Here is a 22,982-nt window from a genome sequence, read left to right as displayed (position 1 = left end):
AAGGCTTTACAGCCTATCTTATTTAATAAAATATTACAACATTTTGTTGTAGAATTCAACGACAAGTGCTTCGTTGATTTCTGGGTTGATTTCGTCACGTTCTGGCAAGCGAGTCAATGAACCTTCCAATTTTTCAGCGTCGAATGATACGAATGCTGGACGTCCAAGAGTAGCTTCTACTGCTTCAAGGATTGCCGGAACTTTCAATGATTTTTCACGAACTGAGATCACTTGACCTGGAGTTACGCGGTATGATGGGATATCAACGCGTTTTCCGTCAACAAGGATGTGACCGTGGTTTACGAACTGACGAGCTTGACGACGAGTAGTCGCAAGACCAAGACGGTAAACAACGTTATCTAAACGACGTTCCAAAAGAAGCATGAAGTTGAAACCTAGGATTCCGCCTTTGATTTTTGTAGCTTGTACGAACAAGTTACGGAATTGTTTTTCACCTACACCGTAAGTGAAACGAAGTTTTTGTTTTTCAGCCAATTGCAAACCGTATTCTGACAATTTAGAACGGTTGTTTGGTCCGTGTTGTCCTGGTACGTAGTTACGACGTGCCAATTCTTTACCTGTACCTGTAAGTGAAAGGCCAAGGCGACGAGATTGTTTCCAAGATGGTCCTGTATAACGTGACATGTGAATGTCCTCCTGATATAAATAATATTTCGGTGGAAATAGTCACTTAGAAAGCCCTGATTCGTGCAGATGCCCTTCGCCTAAACAGCCAAGGTTACTTATTATAAGACACCTGTTGACGAGCTTCATGCTTTCCTGCTGATATTTCACACAAAATCTATTTTACCATGAATAGCTGGATTTGTAAAGGGGTTTTAGGCTTTATTTTCACTACCAGAGAGATTGAGAAGGAGGGTAAAGGTACTTCCTAGACCGTACTGGCTGCTGACTGTGATTTCCCCACCCAATTGATGAGCCAATTCACGCGCAATCGCAAGACCAAGACCATGCCCACCTGTTTTCATGTTACGCGAAGTTTCGACACGATAAAGGCGTTTGAAAATATTCTCCAAATCCTCTGGGGCAATGCCCTGCCCCTCATCGGTCACACTGATTGAAAGCTGGTTCTTCTCCAGCTTAGCCACCACTTCCAGCTTGGTTCCTGGAGCAGAGTATTTAAAAGCGTTATTGAGCAGATTCACCAAGATACGAGAAAGCTTAGCATAATCTCCTTCAGTCCGAGCAGACTCTGGGATTACCTGCAAGTGGACATCTCTTCTCTCCTGCTCAATCAAAAACTGAAATTCACTCATGCACTCAATCAAGAGCTGATCCAGAAAAATGCTGTCTTTGCTGGTCGTTTCCATCTGATTTCTAGCTGTATTTAGAGTCAAAAAATTCAACTCTTCAACCAGTTTATTGAGTCTTTCCGTCTGACGCCCAATGGTTGCTAGATAATGAGCTTGCTCCGACTCCTTGATAACCCCATCCAAAATCCCTTCTACCGTCGCTTGGATCGAAGTGATAGGAGTCTTAATATCATGCGATAACTGGGCAATCATCAAGCCCTTTTCTCGTTCGCTTTCTTCCAAGGAATCAAAGCTTGCCTGCAAATCATGGGACATTTCATTAAAAGCTTGGCCTAATTGTTGAAATTCTAAAGGGCCTTGAACCTCCAAATTTGAAGGAAAATCCTTGTCCGCTACCCGCCTGGCATGCTCCTTGAGTTTGCCCAACGACGTAAAGACCGGCGATAGGAGAAAGAGACTAATCCCAGCACCGACAAGGCTGGCAACGATGGTCATCCCAAGCAAAAAGTAAATCTCGCCTTTCGCAATCAGCATTTTTTGAACAGCCCAAAAAACAACCAAAATGGTTAAGAGGGTTGAAATAATATATCCAACCAAAATATAACTTTTTAGTTTCATGTTTGTCCTCTCGGTTTCTCTATCTTATATCCCAACCCCCAAACTGTCTTAATAGTGGGCGTTTGGTCACTACTATATTTTGCCAACTCCTGTCGAAGAGCATGGATATGCACATTCAAGGTATTGGTGTCATCCACATAGTCTTCTTGCCAGACTTTTTCATAGAGGTCTGTCTTGGAGAAAACTCGCTCTGGATTGCTAGCTAAAATCCACAGCAATTCAAATGATTTAACAGTTAAATCCAGCATTTCTTCTCCTATTTGAACTTCATGGCTACTATGATTCATTTTTAGATTGCCAAGGGAAATCAGCTCTGTTTCGCCCCCACGATGAAGGCGGCGCAAAATATTATGGACACGCAAAACCAGCTCACGTGGGCTAAAAGGCTTAGCAATAAAATCATCTGCTCCCAAGCTCAGGCCGTAAATCTTGTCCTGTTCACTGGTCTTAGCAGTAATAAATAGGAAAGGCTGCTCTGGTGATAAGTATTGAACCTCACTGATTAAATCATAACCATCCATCCGAGGCATCATGACATCTGTGATAATCAAATCAATCGGTTTTTTCTTGAACAGCTCTAGCGCTTCCAGTCCATCATGGGCTACCAAGACCTGATAACCTGCCTGAATTAAGTATCTCTGATGAATATCGGTGATTTCTACCTCGTCGTCAACGAGTAAAATTGTCTTTCCCATCTGTCTCTCCTTTGATAAAAACAGTGCTATACTGCTTTAAGTATAACACTATTTTTATTGTTTTACGATGATTTTAATCTGCTATTGAAAGAAAGTCCTGATTGCTGATTGAGTTGGTAAACTAGCCTTAGTCAGCCCACTATCCATCATTTATTTCCTTAGCTGATTAGTTTTCTTCTTTTTTGTTTTTCAAACCTAGACCACCGAGTAAACCTGCAAGCGCAAGCCCAAGGAAACCAATACTTGCCATTGATGTTTGAGCTTCACCAGTATTTGGTAGCATAGCTTTATCATCTGACATCATCTTGTCTGACATCATCGTATCAGACATCTTGTTAGCAGAAGCAGCCATATTTTCACCTGCCATCGTATTGGTAGAGCTTGTCATGGTGTCAGCAGGCATGCTATCTGTAGTACTTGGAGCTGGAGTCTCAGTCTTCATACCTGATTTTTCCATTTGGTCATTTGCTGGCATTGCTTTATCAGTCTCTTTGGCTGGTGCCATCGTGTCCTTATGGTCAGCAGCTGTTTGATGAGTCGCACCTGTAGCAGGATTGTGATTCATCGGAGTCACGCCAGAACCAGAGTTAGAAGATGAGAATGAAGCATTTGCTGTGTCTGATGTTTCTTTAACATTTATCTTAATAGTAACTTTTTTAGCTGCTACGACATTTGTCAAATCTGCTTTACCATCTTTGTTGCCATAGACATTGACTGTAGCGCTGTAGGTTTTAGTGCCGTTTGCTCGGAACTGGTCAATGAGTTCTTGTTTTCCTTTGCCAGCCACGTTTCCGTCCAAGGCTACTTGATAGAAGTATTGACCTTTGGTCTTCACGTTTTCGCCTAGTGGAGATAGGGCTGGGTTTTTAGCGTCGCCATTATCTGACCATGGAGCCTTGTCAGATGCCTTAAGCAAGAGACGAGTCAACATGCCATCACCTGCGAATAGTTCGTATGGAATCACATGGTTGACACCTGCTGTGAATGGACCTTCACCCTTGGCTTTTTCTAGATAGGCTGCTGGAACATCGATACTGTCTTTAACGTTGTCTGCAACGGCTTTTTGAACTGTTTCTTTAGAAATTAAACCGTTTATGTTAATAGTGACTTGTTTAGTTGCTACGACATTTGTCAAATCTGCTTTACCATCTTTGTTACCATAGACATTGACTGTAGCGCTGTAGGTTTTAGTGCCGTTTGCTCGGAACTGGTCGATGAGTTCTTGTTTTTCTTTGCCAGCCACGTTTCCGTCCAAGGCTACTTGATAGAAGTATTGACCTTTGGTCTTCACGTTTTCGCCTAGTGGAGATAGGGCTGGGTTTTTAGCGTCGCCGTTATCTGACCATGGAGCCTTGTCAGATGCCTTAAGCAAGAGACGAGTCAACATGCCATCACCTGCGAAGAGTTCGTATGGAATCACATGGTTAACACCAGCTGTGAATGGACCGTCACCCTTGGCTTTTTCTAGATAGGCTGCTGGAACATCGATACTGTCTTTGATGTTGTTTTTAACTGCAGATTTGACATCGCTTCTTGTTACAAGACCGTTCAAGGTAATATTGACTTTACGTTCCTTGACAACCTTATTCAAATTTGGTTTATCACCGGCTGCTTCATAGACAGTCAGGGTAGCTTCATAGGTATTTGTACCATTAGTACGAAGTGTATCTAATAAATCCTGATCTTGCTTACCTGTAGTGTTACCATTCAAAGATACTTGATAGTAATACTTGCCATCAGGTAAATTTTTCACTGGTGGAATTTTTTCATTTTTATCCTTACCATTATCTGACCATGGAGCCTTGTCAGATGCTTTGAGCAAGAGACGAGTCAACATACCATCGCCTGCGAAAAGTTCATATTTAAGCGGTTTGTTTACACCAGCCAAGAAAGGACCGGAAGCTTTGGCTTGTTCTAGATAGCCCGCTGGGACATCGATACTGTCTTTAACATCCTCATCGACAGCTTTTTTAATATCTTCTGGACTTGCTTGTTTCCCATCCACATCAGCTGTATCTACAGCTTCTTTTAAGACATCTGCTAGCTCTGAATTTTCTTGAGCTTCTTCACCTTTTTCAAAAAGTGTATCCAGACGAGAAGGGCTTGTCTCCTCGCTCACTTCAGTTACTTCTGTAGGTGTAGAAAGTGAGTTCGTATTTCCAGCAACGACCTCAGGTTTCGCTTGAGCAAGAACAGTATCTCCCTGAGTTTCTGCTAAGTCACCCTCTTTCGTTCCCGATGTCTCTTCAGGTACAACTTGAGCAGGGGTCGGATTGACCCCATCGGCACGTACAGAACTTGGCTGACCAACTAGGACAAAGAAGCCACTAGCCACAACAACTGAGGCAACACCAACACTGAGACGGCGAATAGACCAACGAGTATATCTTTGATTTGGATTGAATTTCATAGGGTTCTCCTTAGAGTTTTTCTTTATTTGATGACTCTAGTATAATATCCTAAAATTAAAAAGGACTAAGAAAAAGTTAAAATTTTTCTTAAATCCCTCTTATAAAATACTTATATCAATTAAATCCATAAACAGATTTGGTGATTTGATAGACGACATTGGACAGTTTGCGAGCTGGCAAGACTGAATGTTTGGTCAAACGGCTAAGCATGGTCTTACGGATAGCCTGAAAAACCTCTGGATTTTCCTGCTGAATATAGGTCCACAGCTCCCGTTTTTTTGCCAAATGCTCTGCTGTACCTGCTCGATTGAGCAGGGCACTGGAAATCACCGTCGTAATCTCGATATGATTCAGCAGATATTCTCGCATTTTGGGGTGGCTCACTTGGGATAAATCAAGCTGGTCTACCAAGAGTCGATTGACTTTAAGTTGCTGGTCAATGCGCTTAATCATCACTTGCTCATTGACAGACTGGTCCTCACGCCCAATCAAATAACGATAGAAATCGACAGGCAGATAGTACATGGTCTTGACCTGCTGAAGAGGGGTAAAGACAAAGAGATTATCGACATAAAAAGTATGCTCAGGCAGTTGGAACTGGCTAGCACGCAACAAATCTGTCCGATAAATCAGCGAGTGCATCATGATATACTGGCCTTTGGAGAAATTTCCGACCTGGTCCCAGCCAAAAATCTGCCGAACAGGCAAGACTGACTCGTAGCACATACTCTTCTTACGAGACTGACCTTCCTTTTCGTAAACAAAATTAGTTACAAAGGCGTCAACCTCTTGACCCTTACTCTCAAGTTCCTGCAAGGTTTCAAGAGTTTTCAAGTAGGCACGAGGATCCACCCAGTCATCACTGTCAACTACTTTAAAATAGCGCCCAGAAGCCTCTACCAAGCCACGATTGACCGCACCGCCATGGCCCTTATTTTCCTGATAAATGGCTCTAACGATGTTAGGATACTTGTCGGCTAAACGCTCAGCGATTTCCTGAGTCTGGTCCTGAGACCCATCATTGATAATCAAGATCTCAACTTGCTCACCACCAATCACTAGCGACTCCACACAGTAATGAAGATAGGCTGCAGCATTATAGCTAGGAATGGCGATAGACAATAACTTCATAATCTACTCCTTTAGGGGACTGATTTTTCTTATACTCTTCGAAAATCAAAGAGCAAACTNNTGAGGTTGCAGATAGAACTAACGAAGTCAGTTACCTATACCTACGGCAAGGTGACGTTGACGTGGTTTAAATTTGACTTTCGAAGAGTATTACTCTCTCTTGTCACTGCTTTCTATTCTACCATAAAGTCCAGCCTTTGAAGAACTTTTACTAGAATACAAGGCTTCTGTCTCTATTTACCATCTTAAGCATCAAAAAAGAGGGAAGCTCCCTCTTTTACAAATTCAATGCTGCTAGGGTATCCAAATACTGGTTGTTGATGACCGCCAAAATATAGGTATCTGCCTTCAAGAGGTCATCTGGTCCAAATTCAACATCCAATGGGGAATTTTCCTGCTCTCGGAAGCCCAAAATATTCAGATTATATTTGTCACGGAGGTCTAATTTACTCAGACTTTGACCTGCCCAAGACTGAGGAATTTTCATCTCCACAATAGAGACATTTTTATCCAACTGAAAGACACCAACACTATTATGGAAAAGAATGGTATGTGCTAGAGACTGCCCCATTTCATACTCTGGCGAGACAACCGAGTCAGCTCCAATCTTTTCTAGCACTTTCTTAGCAGTCTGACTTTTGACCTTAGCAATAACAGTCGGTACCCCCAAACTCTTACAGTGCATAACCGCAAGCACACTCGACTCCAGATTTCCACCTGTCGCGACGACAACGGTATCGCAGGTATCAATCCCTGCTGATCTCAATAATTCTTCATCTGTGATGTCACCAATCACTCCACGCGCCAAAACTGGCTCAAACTGATTGATGCGCTCTGCGTGGTCATCAATAGCGATAATATTCATATCCTGCTTGGCTAGGGCAGCTAGGACACTGCTCCCAAAAATTCCCAATCCTAAAATTCCAATCGTACGATCTGACATTCTCTTTCCTTTCTTAACCAATACTAATATCTGCTTTCATATAGTGAATCATATCTTTCTTTTCTGGATGGTAATCTGCCAAGCTAACAAACAAGGTCAAGGGACCAATTCGTCCCATAAACATAAGTGGCATGATAACACTGAGAGCCAATTTCCCAAGATCAGAAGTCAGATTTGCCGTTACACCAACTGTACTAAGAGCTGAAATGGTTTCAAATATGAGGTGGATAAAGGGAGGATTGCCTTTGGCTGTCATCCCTAGCAGGATCAATCCTACCAAGAAGCTCATCAAAAAGATAATAAAGACACTAAAGGATTTTTGAACCGTTCGCGGCGCAATCGTTCGTCTCGCAACATTGGCATGAGGCAAGCCCAAAAGCTCACTTCGCGCAAAGACCAAGAGGACAAAAAATGTCGTAATCTTGAGCCCCCCAGCCGTTCCCCCAGGTGCCCCACCTAGAAACATCTGTAAGATATAAATTAAAAGAGTCACAGGATGAGCCTGAGTATAATCTATCGTAGAAAAGCCAGCTGTTCGCATCGTCACTGTTTGAAAAAAGCTAACTAAAACCTTATCGGCAACAGGGAGATTGCCAATCGTTCCAGCATTGTTCCACTCAAGAAAGAGAGTAGTTGCCGTTCCAAATAACAACAAACCTATAGTCAACAATAGTACAAGCTTCGTATGAAAGTGCAGACGTCCTTTTTTCTTTCTTCCTACATGACCAGCCAAATCAAACCAGACCATAAAACCAAGGCCGCCTGTAATAATCAAGCCTGCAATCACCAGATTGACCAGTAAATCGGTCTGAAAAGCAAATAAACTGGTGCTCCCTAAATTATCAAAACCGGCATTACAGAAGGCGGATATAGCTAGAAAAATGGAACTAAAAAGACCACGTCCCCAGCCAAGTTGAGGAATAAGGCGAAAACTGAGGAATAGAGCTCCCAAGCTCTCAACCAAAAAGGTCGTGAGAAAAATAGAATGGACAAACTTTCTCAAAGATCGAGTTTCTCCATAACTAAAACTATCCTGAATAGTTGCACGGCTACGAAGACTAAGCTTTTGCTTGCTCTGGATATAGAAAACCCCAATAAAGGTCATGAGCCCTAGACCACCGATCTGAATCAAGAGCAAACAGATTATTTGACCCCAGATATTATAGGTGTGAGCTACTGGAAGGGTTGAGAGACCTGTCACACAGACTGCAGAGACAGCAGTGAAAAGATGATCAAAATAAGTCGCTCGTGAGCTTTCAACTTGGACAAAGGGCAAGCTCAAAAGAAGAGAGCCTAGTAAAATGACCAAGGCAAAACTCAAAAAAATACGACGGGCTGGCGATAAACGAGATAAGCCTAGCTCTATTTTTTCCTTAGATAATTTGAATAACATGTTTCCATTGTACCATAAAACAGAAGAAATATCTCAAATAGGAATGGACAAAACATCGCGTACGCTTATCCTAAAAAAGAGGTTATCCAAACTCGTCCATTTCTAGAAACGTCTAAAAACTACCGACTTCCTATTTTATTCGGCAAAAAATAATCAGCAATCAAGCTTTTAAAGTTCTCCTTCACTAAGATAAGAAACTGCCGAGAAAAGCGACTAAAGTTGCACAACACTTGCTAAACTCAGTTCTAACGCCTTCTCAAAAGCTTCCGATCCCCAGTCACGACTATCGTACTGGTCCAAGTCTGCTAAGGAATCAGCTGTGAACAACAATTCTCCCCAGAGAACCCCACGCAGTTGGGCTACTGCCACAAGCGCAGAACACTCCATCTCCACAACAGCACAGCCCTCTGCCTTACGATAAGCCACCTTTTCAGCCGTTTCTCGGTAAAAACCGTCTGTCGTCCAGGTCATGACTTCTTCATAGGGAATCCCTCTGACTTCCAAAACTTGCTCAATGGCAGCAATAGCCTCTGGCTGAATTTCCATATAACGGGAAGGTCCCACATAGTGATAACTAGCTCCTTCATCTCGTAGAGCACGAACAGGGACTAGAAAGGCATTTTCCTCTATATCGGCTAGCACACCACAGGTACCTGTGGAAATAATCTGCTCCACACCATAGCCAATCAACCAATCCATAAACTGGGCTGCTGGAGCTGAACCAACAGGAGCCTGAGCCAGACAAATCTCCTCGCCCTTGTAGCTCATGACATAAACTGGATAGGTCTTGGTGGCAGAAACAAATTCACCGACACAGTTGGCCCCTACTTCCCTCGCATAGCGGTCAATCTCCTCACCTAAAAAGGCATAAACACACTTCTTGGGCAGGTGCAAGTCCAGCCCCTCGTGATTGGGCATGATAACCGCCTGAGAATTGTCATCAAACTCTAAAATGGGAATCGCATGTTTCTGAATCATAACCTACCTCCTCTAATTTTGTACTATTGTATCAAAAACTGACAAAGTGTCAAGGAGGAAGCTGATGAACTGAGGAAAAGCTAATACTAGAATAAAAACCACTTTCTACAATTGATGCTCTGATTTTCATCACATCCTGTCTATCGAGCTAAGCAAATACGAGTCACAATTCCATCTGAGTCTGTGATTTCCAATTGGCTCGATGTCATACATTTGATTGGTGCGTCAACTTCTTGTGCTCGTTGGGCAATCGTTAACAGTTCTTCTTTATGTGCGACTTCGATGACATAGTAGGCTAAACCTGGTAAGCCTTGCTTACGCGAATCCAGACCTTTTCCTCCCCATTCGTTAACTGCTAAATGATGATGGTAATCTCCAGCCGCAATCCAACTAGCGCTAGGCACACTGAATTTATCCTCTAGCCCTAACACCTTTTGATAAAACTGGCTGGACTTTCGACTATCCTTGACGGAAAGATGAATATGCCCCATTCTCGTACCTTCTGTCAAGATAAAGGGCTCTACTCTTTCCCCCAACTCATAAATGTCCTGCGCCGCAAGAGCCTCCGTCACTCCGATAATGCATCCATCTTCTCGAATATCCCATGTGGAAACTGGCTTATCTCGATAGAGTTCAATGCCATTTCCCTCCAAATCTTCCAAGTAAATAGCTTCACTGTAACCATGGTCTGCACCGCCGACAAGAGGAATCTGTAAATCTGTCAGGTGTTTCAAGACATCAGCCAAAGCCTTGCGTGTGGGCAAGAGAATGGCCAAATGGTAAAGACCATAATGTTCCCTCACTTCTCCGCTCTCTTGTGCTTGAATCAGCTGTACCAAGACTTTTCCACCAAGGCCTAGAATGGACTCTGTCTCAGTTTGAGATAAGATTTCTAAACCAATAACTTGCTGATAAAAGGCTGTTTGACTGGCCAAATCCTTTACATTTAAAACTGTCTCTGCCAAATAAATGTGACTCTTGTATTCATAGGTCATAAATGGTCCTCTTTTCTCGTTGTAATTATTACAATTATTGTATAATTTCCATCAAGAAAGTCAAGCCAGATAACTCAAAAATAACACCATTTCAGGATAATATAAAGTAAATCATTTCATAATAAAACGCATATTATCAAACTTTTCATCACCTGACAATATGCGTTATTTTAATTTTAAAGACTTTTTGACCAGCTTTTTTATTTCACAACAAGTTCATAACGTGTCTTACTGGTGAAGGTTTGACCAGCTTTAAGAATGACTTGGTCTTTGAGGTCGCTGTGAATGGCATCTGGTAAAGCTTGCGCTTCAAGGGCAATCCCATTGTGCTGCACCATTGGCTGACCAGCCACAAGTACACTCTCATCCACAAAGTTTGCTGTGTAGACTACAAAGCAAGGGGCCTCTGTCTTGAAAAGTAGAAAGCGACCTGAGTTTTGGTCATAAAGGAATCCAGCATTGTCATGACCTGCAGGAAGGGCAAATGGATGATCTAAGCCAGATACCAACTGGATTTGCTCATCTTCTTCTGCAAAGATATCTTTCAACAAGGCACCATTGTAGATGTGTTTGACCACATCACGGTTGGCTTCTGGAGTTTTGGCAGGAACACCGTCGGGAGCAATTGGGTAAATGCCCTCTGTATTTAGTTGGAAGACATGACGGTCAATCGTCTGCGTGAAATCACCAGACAAGTTGAAATAGCTGTGGTTGGTTGGATTGACCAGCGTATCCTGATCGGTCGTTACCTTGTAGCTGATTTCATAGGCACCAGTTTCTTCCAAGTGATAACTAATCCAAATCTTGAGATTTCCAGGAAATCCCCCTGTCCCATCTGTACGCTCTGTGTAGAGGGTCAAGCCATGGTCGCTTACTTCAACCAATTCAAACAAGCTAGAATCCCAACCAGTTGAACCACTATGGTTACAGTTGCTAGCATTGTTGACTTCAAGTTCATAGGTTTTGCCATTTAATTCAAAACTCGCACCTGCAATACGACCTGCCACAGGACCTACGCTAGCTCCATGCTTGGGACTATTTCCCATATAGCTTTCAAAATTATTAAATCCCAAGATAACATTGGCAAAATTTCCAGCCTTATCAGGTGTGACATAGCGCAAGATGGTCGCACCATAAGTCATAACATCAAGCTGGTAGCCACCGTCCGTCTCAAAGCGATAGGCCAAGACATCCTTGCCCTCAACATTTCCAAATACACGCTCTGTGTATGCTTTCATTCTGTTCTCCTTTTACTATTTCTCTCAAGCAAACAAACCATAGAAAGCCTACTGACAATCTATGGTTTACTTGTATGATTTACAAACTCCTTTATCAAGAATTCATAAACACTGTCTTACTTTTGATATTCGTGGATGATAACACCTTGTACCACACGGTTTACTGTACCTGTAGGAGACGGTGTATCTGGTTTGTTTTCTACCTTGAGTGAAGTCAATAGGGCAAAGAGTTGGGCATAAACGATGTAAGGGAAGACACGGTAAATATCATTCAAGACACCGCCACAACCAAGGGCCACTTCTTTGACATTTTCAAGGCCAAAGGCTTGATCACTCAAAAGCACAACACGACGAGCAATCTGATCACCCGCAACTTCACGAACCAAGTCCAAGTCATACTTGCGAGTGTAGTCTGTCGTTGTACCAAAGACCAAAACAACTGTATCTTCATTGATCAGTGATTTTGGACCGTGACGGAAGCCGACTGGGCTTTCATACATGGTCGCAACTTGGCCAGCTGTCAATTCCAAAATCTTGAGCTGAGCTTCATGAGCAAGGCCGAAGAAAGGACCAGCACCTAGATAGATGACACGGTTAAAGTCTAGGTCAACAAGCTCTTTGACATCTTCTGCATTGTCTAGGATTTTACGGGCAAGACTAGATACAACTTCAAAACGTTCAGCTTTCACAGCAAATTCTGTAGGATCAAAGACCAAGAGAGCTGTCAACATCATAGACGTAAAGCTAGAAGTCATGGCAAAGCCAGCGTCATTAGAAGCAGCTGGTTGCAAGAGCAAGAGATTGCGGTCATCTCCATGAGCTTGAAGAGCCAATTTACCATCTGCTGCACAAGTAATCGTCACTTGGTAAAGCTCATCCACCAAGGCTTTGGCCAAATCAACAGTCGCCACACTTTCAGGCGAGTTCCCACTACGAGCAAAAGACACAAGGACAGTCGCCACATCTTTTTTCAAATAGGTTGCTGGATTGGCAACGATATCAGTTGTCGCAATAGCATTGAAATTCCATTTGCGTTCGTCATAGACTTCCTTAAAGTAAGGCACCAAGGTATCTCCCACATAAGCAGAAGTCCCAGCACCTGTCAAGATAACCTTGATATAGTCATGTTTATCCGCAATTCCTTGTAGGAAGGCTGCAATTTCTTCACGTTTTGCTTGATAAGATTCAAAAGCTTCTTTCCATACATCAGGCTGTTGGTAGATTTCACGAGTCGTGATTTCTGCACCCAATTCGAGCAAGTCTTCTTTTGTATAATGTAGCATTGAGTTCCTCTTTTTCTATTAAAGATGGGAATGGGAGTAAGCCCCATTCCCATGTATATTCTATATAAGTTGTTCTGACGATGTTCACGTTGTCACATGAATTGAATTAAGCTCCAACTAAAATCTGTAGGAAACTAGCCGCAGGNNAGACTGACGAAGTCAGCTCAAAACACCGTTTTGAGGTTGCCGGATAAGATTGACGAAGTCAGTAACATATACCTACGGTAAGGCGACGTTGACGTAGTTTAAAGAGATTTTCGAAGAGTATTATTCATCTTCGTCATCATCAAAGTCCGCTAACAGGTCATTAACTTTCACAATGCTTTCTGCAGCACGGATCTTATAGTCCGCATCTGCGCCTGTTAGGCTCGCATTGATAAATTCAATCACCATTGGAAGATTCATCCCTGCATAAAGTTCGATGTCACGACCTTCCATGATCAAACGGCTGACCACGTTGCATGGTGTTCCACCGAGAAGATCCGCAAAGACTAGGAAATCATCCAACCCTTCAATAGCTGCTTCAAATTTTGCAGTAAAGTCTTCTGGGCCATCTTCTGGAAGAAGAGCTACTGTGTAAATGTTGTCTTGTGGGCCCATAATCATTTCTGTGCTACCTTTAAGCTCCTCACAGACGCGACCATGGCTCACCAAAATTAATGATTTGGTCATAAGGAATTACATTCCAAGTACAAATTTACCAAAGGCAGAAAGAGCCAAAGCAAGTACGATAATAATACCGATAGCTTTAGTAGAGTTCATACCTTTCTTACCAAGCAACCAGAAGATAAAGGCAGTAAAGATTGCTGGAAGCAAGCGTGGGAAGATTTGGTTCAAGATGTCTTGGAAGTCAATCATCTTCTCACCGATTGCCCATTTGTAAGAAATTTCAAAGTTAATTACTGTTGCTACAAGAGCACCCATCATGAAGACACCAAGTACAGATGCAGCGTCAATCAAAGCTGTCAAAGTACTTTGCATGTTGTTGATAAGGTTAACCCCTTCTTTGTAGGCAAATTCCAACTGTTTCCAACGGAAGATGTCATACGCTACTGCAACTGCAATCCAAAGGAAGATCCCCCAAGGTTGACCAGCGATAGCCATAGTTGCTGCGACTGACCCCATGATAGCAGGTACAAGTGAACCAAAGATTGTATCCCCAAGAGGAGCGAATGGTCCCATCAAACCTGTCTTGATACCGTTAACAGCGTCTTTTGAACCCACACCATCTTTTTCTTCCATGGCAAGGTCAAAACCAGCGATAATGGTATGGAAGAATGGCGAAGTATTGAAGAATTGAGTATGAACTTTCATCATTTCTTTCAATTCAGGAGTTCCATCACCATACATTTTACGCAACTGAGGCAAGATCATGTAAAGGTAACCAGAAGCTTGCATACGTTCGTAGTTCCAACCTAATTGGAAAGTAAACAAGCTACGTTTGTTGATTTGATTAAAATCTTCTTTTGTAAGTTTGTAATTAGAATTCGTCATCTTCGATTTCCCCACTTTCTGATGGTGTAGAAGGTGCTGCTACAACTACTTTTTGGCTATTTTTGAAGTGAAGCACTGCAAGGAAAATACCTACGATAGAAATACCAATCATAGACAAACCTTTGAAGTTGTTCACGAAACCAATTTTTTCAGCAACTTCAGCAGGAAGAGTACCTACGATACCAGCAACAGCGCCACCAAGACCTGTTACATATGAGTAAAGAACAGTCAACATAGCTGTCAAACCAAATCCCATAGCAAGGTAGTGAAGGTTACGTTTAACTGGAAGGTAACGAAGCAAGATTGCAAATCCAAGACCTGGAAGCATACGTCCTGCGAGTGTCAAGCCATCTGCAACCCATTTGTAGGCTTCAACGAAGTCTACTACTGATTGTACAAAGGCACCACCAAAAGCAAGGGCAAAGAAGACTGGAAGGGCACGAGATAGAGCCCACGGAATCGCACCAAGCAAGTAGTTGCGTTCAATACCTTTATAGTCAAAGCGTTCGATTGCAGCATCCACACGGTGAGCGAAGAAGGTAGTAGTCATACGACCAAGAACGTCGAAGTAAGTCAAGAGAGCTGCTACTGGTACAGCGATTGTAGTAATTGCAAGCGGTGCATCAATTCCTTGTGAAACAGAGAAGGCTGTCGCAAGAACCGCACCAGAAGTTGCGTCGATACGAGAAGCACCACCGAAGGTACCAACCCCAAGAACGAACAGTTGCAAGTTACCACCGATAAGTAAACCAGTAGTCACATCTCCCATGATTAAACCAGTAATGAAACCAGCAAATACAGGGGAACCTGCAGATGAAACGATCGTCAACTCATCACAGATTTGATAAGCTGAGTACAAAGTGAGAAGTAAAATTTGCCACCATTGTATCATAACAATGACCTCCTAAAAATTTTTTTCCTATTTTAATAAGCTCAAAAAGTCTGAAATTGGATCATTTGGAACCATCTGAGCAGTAAGTTTAACACCTTTTTCTGCCAGTTTGTGGAAGTCTTCCACATCCTTGTCTACTACGTTGATAGAACGTGTAATAGAACGAGTTTCTGGTGTTTGAGACATATTCCCAACATTAAGAGTTTCAAGTGGTACACCTGCTTCTACCAAACCAAGGAAGCGGTCCGGTTTACGAGCCACGATAAAGAGACGTTGGCTATCGTATTTGCCAGCAAGAATATTGGCTGCAGCTTTCTCAACTGGCAAAATACTCAATTTCACACCTGGTGGTGTCGCAAGTTTCAAACCACTCTTTTCAATATCGTTGTTGACAACTTCGTCGTCTACAACCATAATGCGTGAAACATTTAGTTTTCCAGCCCAAAGATTGGCTACTTGTCCGTGGATCAAACGTCCATCAATACGGCATCCTACAATTGTCATAAGTTTTCCCCCTTTATATGTTTTAGTGTAGGTTTACGAGTTAAATGAATCTCTTCTTTATATTGACCTTCTGTTTCAAAGATAATGATGCGGTTGGCACCTTCCTTGAGATAGCAATGAGGGATATAAAGTGAGAGAGTTGGGCCAACGTTCCAAAAACGTCCTAGATTCTGCCCATTGACAAAGGCAACTCCCTTACCAAACTCAGACAAGTCTAGGTAAGTATCTTTTGGCTCTTCGACTGTAAAGTCATAAGCGTAAAAGGCTGGTTGTCCTTGAGTCCATCCTTTTGAAAAATCAATTTTCTCAGGATTGTCTAGTGGGAGTGGATAGTGTTTCCAGTTTAGTAAGAAATGCAGATCCTTACAGACCCCTGTCCGAATTCCCTTACGTTGCGTATCCGCTAAGAACTTATGCCCATAGTTGACACGCCCCATATTTTCTATCAAGATATCTAACCTAGATAGCCCTTTCTTTTTACCTTGATAAAAAATATCTTCCCCAATCTCTGTCTGATATTGAGTTTTAACCCACTGACCATCGACATACAGCTGAGCCCTATCTCGACCATCAATGATACGAAGTCTTTCTTCTTCTGCATCCCAGTTTGTTTCTGTTCGATAAAGTAGGTAGCCATAACTTTGTCCCAGCTCCTCCATCTTTTGAGGATAGAGACTTTCTACAGGACTTGACAAGCTATCTAAGGTTTCAAACAAAGAAACTTTTTCAACTAGTGGAATAGCATCCAACTCCATACTCTCTTTGTAGAGTGGTTCCAACTGCGGATACTCTGAAAAATGTGTTGCCATCATCTTCTTGACTGCAAGATATTTAGCAGTTGGATTTCCTTCTTCATCCAGAAGGGCATCGTAATCATAAGACGTAACTTGTGGCAGGTCCAAAGTTCCTCGAGCTGAGCAACCATTCATGAAACCAAAGTTTGTACCACCGTGGAACATGTAAAGATTGATAGAGCCTTGTTCCAAAACCTCTCGAACTGCATCTGCCAATTCCTTAGGATCCCGTGTGATAATCGGTTCTTTCCAGCGATTAAACCAACCATCCCAGAACTCCATACACATGAGTGGCCATTTCTTCCCATGTTCATCAAAGAATTCCTGCATCTGTGAAAAGTTGTAAGGTGCCTTAGAACCAAAGTTCCCTGTTACAAAGAGATCATCTTCTATTAAGGTTCCAGCTTTCAGAGTTGCTCTCCATGGACCATCTGATGTAAAGAGTGGACAGGTTACGCCACGCTCTTCCATCAACTGTCGAATCGCTCTCAGGTAAGCCTTATCTTCTCCGTAAGAACCATACTCATTTTCAACCTGCATCATGAGAATATTGCCACCATTGTCCAACAAACGAGGCACCAGTCTTGGCAATAACTGATCATAGTAGCGACCAACTGCCTCGATATATGCTGGGTCGGATGAGCGAATTCGCATGTTCTTGGTCAAGAGCGAAGCTGGTAAGCCACCGAATTCCCATTCCGCACAGATAAATGGAGACGGACGCACAATTGCGTAGAGACCCAAATCCTGCGCTATTTGGAGAAATTTCTCTAAATCCAGATCACCTTCAAAATGAAACTCACCTTCACGAGGCTCGTGTAAATTCCAAGCAACATAAGTCTCTACCGTATTAAAACCAAGAGCCTTCAAGTTATAGAGCGAATGATACCAATCCTCTGGAGGAACCCTAAAATAATGAATGGCACCAGATAAAATCTTAAATGATTTTCCATCGAGATAGAAATCATCTCGTATCTCAAATCGTGTCATAAAACTACCTTCCGACCGCGAAAGTTTGCGCTTTCATTTGTTGTTATATTAATTATAAACCAATCTGTTTGAATTGTCAATAGAAATTGTCGGGATATTTACTGCATTTTTACTATTATACACACATTCAATTAGTTTCAAACATTTTTAGACCCATTTCAAACGCTCTTTAAATTCGGAATATAGGACCTAAAATAATTTTGTATAGAATACATTGATAAAATATGAGCAATCCCTATATCGCTTAATTTTTCAAACTATTATTCTAATTTTTTATTCAAAAGACTACTATTTTTTTCGCTTTTATGGTAAAATTTTCTATGGAGAAGGAAAATAGAGGTAAAAATATGGCAATTCCCAAATATCAATACATAAAAGACGAATTAAAAAATAAAATCATCTCTGGGCAGTTTAGCAGTGGAGATAAATTTTACACTGAAGCAGAACTCATTTCAATGTACGATGTCAGCTCTATCACAGTTGTCCGCGCCTTAAACGACCTTGCTAAAGATGGCTATATTGTCCGCCAACAAGGAAAAGGAACCTTCGTTTCACGTGCACGCAAACACAAGCTTGTAGAGTTTTCAGATATTGAACTCTTTAATGCTAAAGATGATAAGGTAACTGTTCTTTCAATTGAACGCGGAAACAAGCTCGTTTACTTGGAAAAATTGGGTCTACGTGGCGATCAATTCTACTACAAGATTGAACGTATCCGCGAATCAAACGGTGTCGTTTATATCTACCATACATCCTACATCCCAGAACAATATATCAACGCAAATTATCCAAACCTTGAATACTATAGTTCTATCTATAATCGTTTCAAGTTAGACTACCACATTCACATGAATGATGAACACTTTGAAGAAATCAACGAAATAGTCTTTCCAACTCCAGAACATGCGGCTTCAGTCCTCGGAGTCGATGAACAATTCCCTACTGTCCTACAAACTAAAATCACCAAACTCGAATCAACTGGCCAAGTTTTAGAATACAGTGAAACTTACAAACGATCTGATTACTACAAGATTAAATTCATCTCATGTGACCGTGATCACTAAGAAGAAAGCCTGAGCCTAATCGCTCGGGCTTTTTCTATGCTTATTATACCACACCAAAAAGGTAGCGCTTACCTATTTTTGGAAGATTCTATAATTTGTGGAATATTTTATAGAAATAGAACCAAAAATTATACTAGATATATATGCATTTTTTCCGACCAATCTGAAATCTTAAGTTTAAATTTTATATTTTTTTATACTTATTATAGTTTTTGTCATCTCCTCTTGACTCTCGTTAATATAAGAAATAAAATAAGGGCGTTGATTTATATAATCGCTATCAATATAACAATGCAATCAGGAGGTTTTGCAATGAAACATGAAAAACAACAGCGTTTTTCTATTCGTAAATACGCTGTAGGAGCAGCTTCTGTTCTAATTGGATTTGCCTTCCAAGCACAGACTGTTGCAGCCGATGGAGTTACTCCTACTACTACAGAAAACCAACCGACCATCCATACGGTTTCTGATTCCCCTCAATCATCCGAAAATCGGACTGAGGAAACACCTAAAGCAGAGCTTCAACCAGAGGCTCCAAAAACTGTAGAAACAGAAACTCCAGCTACTGATAAGGTAGCTAGTCTTCCAAAAACAGAAGAAAAACCACAAGAGGAAGTTAGTTCAACTCCTAGTGATAAAGCAGAAGTGGTAACTCCAACTTCTGCTGAAAAAGAAACTGCTAATAAAAAGGCAGAAGAAGCTAGCCCTAAAAAGGAAGAGCAGAAAGAGGCTAATTCTAAAGAGTCGGATACAGACAAGACTGATAAGTCAGAAGCTGACAAGGAAAAATCAGCTAAAAAAGATGAAACGAAAGCTGAGGCTGACAAACCAGCAACAGAGGCAGGAAAGGAACGTGCTACAACTGAAAATGAAAAATTAGCTAAACGAAAAATCGTTTCAATTGATGCCGGACGTAAATATTTCTCACCTGAGCAACTCAAAGAAATTATCGACAAAGCTAAAGAATATGGTTACACAGATCTTCATCTCTTGGTAGGTAACGATGGCCTCCGTTTCATGTTGGATGATATGTCTATGAAAGTGGGCGATAAAACCTACTCTAATGATGATGTCAAACGCGCCATTGAAAATGGAACAAATGCCTATTACGATGATCCAAATGGTAACCATCTCACTGAAAGTCAGATGACAGATTTGATTAATTATGCGAAAGATAAAGGAATTGGAGTAATTCCAACTGTCAATAGTCCTGGACATATGGATGCTATGCTCCATGCTATGAAAGAACTTGGCATTGAGAATCCTAACTTTGATTATTTTGGTAAAAAATCGGAACGAACTGTTGACTTAAATAATAAACAAGCAGTCGATTTCACAAAAACTCTGATTGACAAATACGCTAACTACTTCTCTAACAAATCTGAAATTTTCAATATTGGACTAGATGAATATGCTAATGATGCGACAGATGCTAAAGGTTGGAGTGTGCTTCAAGCTGATAAATATTATCCAAATGAAGGTTACCCTGAAAAAGGATATGAAAAATTCATCTCTTACGCTAATGATCTCGCTCGTATTGTAAAATCTCACGGTCTCAAACCAATGGCCTTTAACGACGGTATCTACTACAATGGAGATACAAGCTTTGGTAGTTTTGACAAAGACATCATCGTTTCTATGTGGACTGGTGGTTGGGGGGGCTACGATGTCGCTTCTTCTAAACTACTAGCTGAAAAAGGTCACCAAATCCTTAATACCAATGATGCTTGGTACTACGTTCTTGGACGAAACGCTGATGGCCAAGGCTGGTACAATCTCGATCAGGGGCTCAATGGTATTAAAAACACACCAATCACTTCTGTACCAAAAACAGAAGGAGCTGATATCCCAATCATCGGTGGTATGGTAGCTGCTTGGGCTGACACTCCATCTGCACGTTATTCACCATCACACCTCTTCAAACTCATGCGTCATTTTGCAAATGCCAACGCTGAATACTTCGCAGCTGATTATGAATCTGCAGAGCAAGCACTTAACGAGGTACCAAAAGACCTGAACCGTTATACTGCAGAAAGCGTCGCGGCCGTAAAAAAAGCTGAAAAAGCTATTCGCTCTCTCGATAGCAACCTTAGCCGTGCCCAACAAGATACGATTGATCAAGCCATTGCTAAACTTCAAGAAACTGTCAACAACTTGACCCTCACGCCTGAAGCTCAAAAAGAAGAAGAAGCTAAACGTGAGGTTGAAAAACTTGCCAAAAACAAGGTAATCTCAATCGATGCTGGACGCAAATACTTTACTCTGGACCAGCTCAAACGCATCGTAGACAAGGCCAGTGAGCTCGGATATTCTGATGTCCATCTCCTTCTAGGAAATGACGGACTTCGCTTTCTACTCGATGATATGACCATTACTGCCAACGGAAAAACCTATGCTAGTAATGACGTTAAAAAAGCTATTACCGAAGGAACTAAAGCTTACTACGACGATCCAAACGGTACTGCACTAACACAGGCAGAAGTGACAGAGCTAATTGAATACGCTAAATCTAAGGACATCGGTCTCATCCCAGCTATTAACAGTCCAGGTCACATGGATGCTATGCTGGTTGCCATGGAAAAATTAGGTATTAAAAATCCTCAAGCCCACTTTGATAAAGTTTCAAAAACAACTATGGACTTGAAAAACGAAGAAGCGATGAACTTTGTAAAAGCCCTCATCGGTAAATACATGGACTTCTTTGCAGGTAAAACAAAGATTTTCAACTTTGGTACTGACGAATACGCCAACGATGCGACTAGTGCCCAAGGCTGGTACTACCTCAAGTGGTATCAACTCTATGGCAAATTTGCCGAATATGCCAACACCCTCGCAGCTATGGCCAAAGAAAGAGGGCTTCAACCAATGGCCTTCAACGATGGCTTCTACTATGAAGACAAGGACGATGTTCAGTTTGACAAAGATGTCTTGATTTCTTACTGGTCTAAAGGTTGGTGGGGATACAACCTCGCATCACCTCAATACCTAGCAAGCAAAGGCTATAAATTCTTGAATACCAACGGTGACTGGTATTATGTTATAGGCAATCACAAACAAGATGAAGCTTACCCTCTTTCAAAAGCAGTTGAAAATTCTGGAAAAGTTCCATTCAATCAACTAGCTTCTACCAAATATCCTGAAGTAGATCTTCCAACAGTCGGAAGTATGCTTTCAATCTGGGCAGATAGACCAAGCGCTGAGTACAAGGAAGAGGAAATCTTTGAACTCATGACTGCCTTTGCAGACCACAACAAAGACTACTTCCGTGCTAATTATAATGCTCTCCGCGAAGAATTAGCTAAAATTCCTACAAACTTAGAAGGATATAGTAAAGAAAGTCTTGAGGCCCTTGACGCAGCTAAAACAGCTCTAAATTACAGCCTCAACCGTAATAAACAAGCTGAGCTTGACACACTTGTAGCCAACCTAAAAGCCGCTCTTCAAGGCCTCAAACCAGCTGCAACTCATTCAGGAAGCCTAGATGAAAATGAAGTGGCTGCCAATGTTGAAACCAGACCAGAACTCATCACAAGAACTGAAGAAATTCCATTTGAAGTTATCAAGAAAGAAAATCCTAACCTCCCAGCTGGTCAGGAAAATATTATCACAGCAGGAGTCAAAGGTGAACGAACTCATTACATCTCTGTACTCACTGAAAATGGAAAAACAACAGAAACAGTCCTTGATAGCCAGGTAACCAAAGAAGTTATAAACCAAGTGGTTGAAGTTGGCTCTCCTGTAACTCACAAGGGTGATGAAAGTGGTCTTGCACCAACTACTGAGGTAAAACCTAGACTGGATATCCAAGAAGAAGAAATTCCATTTACCACAGTGACTCGTGAAAATCCACTCTTACTCAAAGGAAAAACACAAGTCATTACTAAGGGCGTCAATGGACATCGTAGCAACTTCTACTCTGTGAGCACTTCTGCCGATGGTAAGGAAGTGAAAACACTTGTAAATAGTGTCGTAGCACAGGAAGCCGTTACTCAAATAGTCGAAGTCGGAACTATGGTAACACATGTAGGCGATGAAAACGGACAAGCCGCTATTGCTGAAGAAAAACCAAAACTAGAAATCCCAAGCCAACCAGCTCCATCAACTGCTCCTGCTGAGGAAAGCAAAGCTCTTCCTCAAGATCCAGCTCCTGTGGTAACAGAGAAAAAACTTCCTGAAACAGGAACTCACGATTCTGCAGGACTAGTAGTCGCAGGACTCATGGCCACACTAGCAGCTTATGGACTCACTAAAAGAAAAGAAGACTAAGTCTTTTCGATAAAAAATA

The 22,982-nt window shown here is 41.7% G+C and carries 18 protein-coding genes; 2 read left to right on the top strand and 16 right to left on the bottom strand.

The window, feature by feature from the left end; translation table 11 throughout:
* Positions 1–33: 33 nt before the first annotated feature.
* From rpsD to HT719_RS07410, 16 genes are all read right to left on the bottom strand, one after another.
* The gene (rpsD, locus tag HT719_RS07485) at positions 34–645 is read right to left on the bottom strand and encodes a 30S ribosomal protein S4 (protein ID WP_000092760.1); all 612 of its coding nucleotides are present in this window, start codon (positions 643–645) and stop codon (positions 34–36) included.
* Between the two features lie 194 nt (positions 646–839).
* Positions 840–1,892 carry a HAMP domain-containing sensor histidine kinase gene (locus tag HT719_RS07480; RefSeq protein ID WP_101514402.1) on the bottom strand — a complete coding sequence of 351 codons (1,053 nt, stop codon included), beginning with the start codon at positions 1,890–1,892 and terminating at the stop codon, positions 840–842.
* Complete coding sequence (locus tag HT719_RS07475) at positions 1,889–2,587, bottom strand: response regulator transcription factor (protein ID WP_000520643.1); 699 nt, start codon at positions 2,585–2,587, stop codon at positions 1,889–1,891. The genes HT719_RS07480 and HT719_RS07475 overlap by 4 nt, the downstream gene beginning before the upstream one ends.
* Before the next feature lie 166 nt (positions 2,588–2,753).
* Positions 2,754–4,997, bottom strand: a complete 2,244-nt coding sequence (locus HT719_RS07470) for a PavB family fibronectin-binding SSURE repeat adhesin (protein ID WP_172928739.1) — start codon at positions 4,995–4,997, stop codon at positions 2,754–2,756.
* A gap of 115 nt (positions 4,998–5,112) precedes the next feature.
* Complete coding sequence (locus HT719_RS07465; RefSeq protein ID WP_023935431.1) at positions 5,113–6,129, bottom strand: glycosyltransferase family 2 protein; 1,017 nt, start codon at positions 6,127–6,129, stop codon at positions 5,113–5,115.
* Positions 6,130–6,406: 277 nt separating this feature from the next.
* On the bottom strand, positions 6,407–7,072 hold the full coding sequence (locus HT719_RS07460; RefSeq protein WP_001283900.1) for a TrkA family potassium uptake protein: 666 nt from the start codon (positions 7,070–7,072) through the stop codon (positions 6,407–6,409).
* A gap of 13 nt (positions 7,073–7,085) precedes the next feature.
* Positions 7,086–8,465 (bottom strand): TrkH family potassium uptake protein, encoded by a 1,380-nt coding sequence (locus tag HT719_RS07455; RefSeq protein ID WP_138702530.1) that lies wholly within the window; start codon positions 8,463–8,465, stop codon positions 7,086–7,088.
* Between the two features lie 213 nt (positions 8,466–8,678).
* Entirely contained in the window at positions 8,679–9,443 is a 765-nt protein-coding gene (locus HT719_RS07450; protein WP_172928737.1) for a nucleoside phosphorylase, read from the bottom strand.
* A 140-nt stretch (positions 9,444–9,583) separates the two neighbouring features.
* Complete coding sequence (locus HT719_RS07445; RefSeq protein ID WP_172928735.1) at positions 9,584–10,438, bottom strand: VOC family protein; 855 nt, start codon at positions 10,436–10,438, stop codon at positions 9,584–9,586.
* A gap of 200 nt (positions 10,439–10,638) precedes the next feature.
* Positions 10,639–11,676: an aldose epimerase family protein gene (locus HT719_RS07440; protein ID WP_172928733.1), complete on the bottom strand. Its 1,038-nt coding sequence runs from the start codon at positions 11,674–11,676 to the stop codon at positions 10,639–10,641.
* A gap of 116 nt (positions 11,677–11,792) precedes the next feature.
* Positions 11,793–12,959 (bottom strand): SIS domain-containing protein, encoded by a 1,167-nt coding sequence (locus HT719_RS07435; protein WP_172928731.1) that lies wholly within the window; start codon positions 12,957–12,959, stop codon positions 11,793–11,795.
* A 267-nt stretch (positions 12,960–13,226) separates the two neighbouring features.
* Positions 13,227–13,631, bottom strand: coding sequence for a PTS sugar transporter subunit IIA (locus tag HT719_RS07430; RefSeq protein ID WP_172928730.1), 405 nt, complete (start codon positions 13,629–13,631; stop codon positions 13,227–13,229).
* Between the two features lie 6 nt (positions 13,632–13,637).
* Complete coding sequence (locus HT719_RS07425; RefSeq protein WP_172928728.1) at positions 13,638–14,453, bottom strand: PTS system mannose/fructose/sorbose family transporter subunit IID; 816 nt, start codon at positions 14,451–14,453, stop codon at positions 13,638–13,640.
* Positions 14,440–15,345 (bottom strand): PTS mannose/fructose/sorbose/N-acetylgalactosamine transporter subunit IIC, encoded by a 906-nt coding sequence (locus tag HT719_RS07420; protein WP_000617000.1) that lies wholly within the window; start codon positions 15,343–15,345, stop codon positions 14,440–14,442. Before HT719_RS07420 ends, HT719_RS07425 begins: the two co-directional genes overlap by 14 nt.
* A gap of 27 nt (positions 15,346–15,372) precedes the next feature.
* The gene (locus tag HT719_RS07415) at positions 15,373–15,849 is read right to left on the bottom strand and encodes a PTS system mannose/fructose/N-acetylgalactosamine-transporter subunit IIB (protein WP_000156967.1); all 477 of its coding nucleotides are present in this window, start codon (positions 15,847–15,849) and stop codon (positions 15,373–15,375) included.
* Entirely contained in the window at positions 15,846–17,633 is a 1,788-nt protein-coding gene (locus HT719_RS07410; RefSeq protein WP_016398676.1) for a beta-galactosidase, read from the bottom strand. Before HT719_RS07410 ends, HT719_RS07415 begins: the two co-directional genes overlap by 4 nt.
* Positions 17,634–17,980: 347 nt before the next feature.
* On the opposite strand from HT719_RS07410, the gene HT719_RS07405 reads away from it, so the two are divergent.
* Complete coding sequence (locus tag HT719_RS07405; RefSeq protein ID WP_001007202.1) at positions 17,981–18,697, top strand: GntR family transcriptional regulator; 717 nt, start codon at positions 17,981–17,983, stop codon at positions 18,695–18,697.
* A gap of 312 nt (positions 18,698–19,009) precedes the next feature.
* A complete protein-coding gene (gene strH / locus HT719_RS07400) occupies positions 19,010–22,963 on the top strand; it encodes an LPXTG-anchored beta-N-acetylhexosaminidase StrH (RefSeq protein ID WP_172928726.1) in 3,954 nt (1,317 codons plus the stop codon).
* The last annotated feature ends 19 nt before the right edge of the window (positions 22,964–22,982 follow it).

Origin of the sequence: Streptococcus sp. k-378, from assembly GCF_013277505.1 — a bacterium.
GTDB lineage: Bacteria > Bacillota > Bacilli > Lactobacillales > Streptococcaceae > Streptococcus > Streptococcus pseudopneumoniae.
This window is presented reverse-complemented; position numbering and strand designations above follow the sequence as displayed.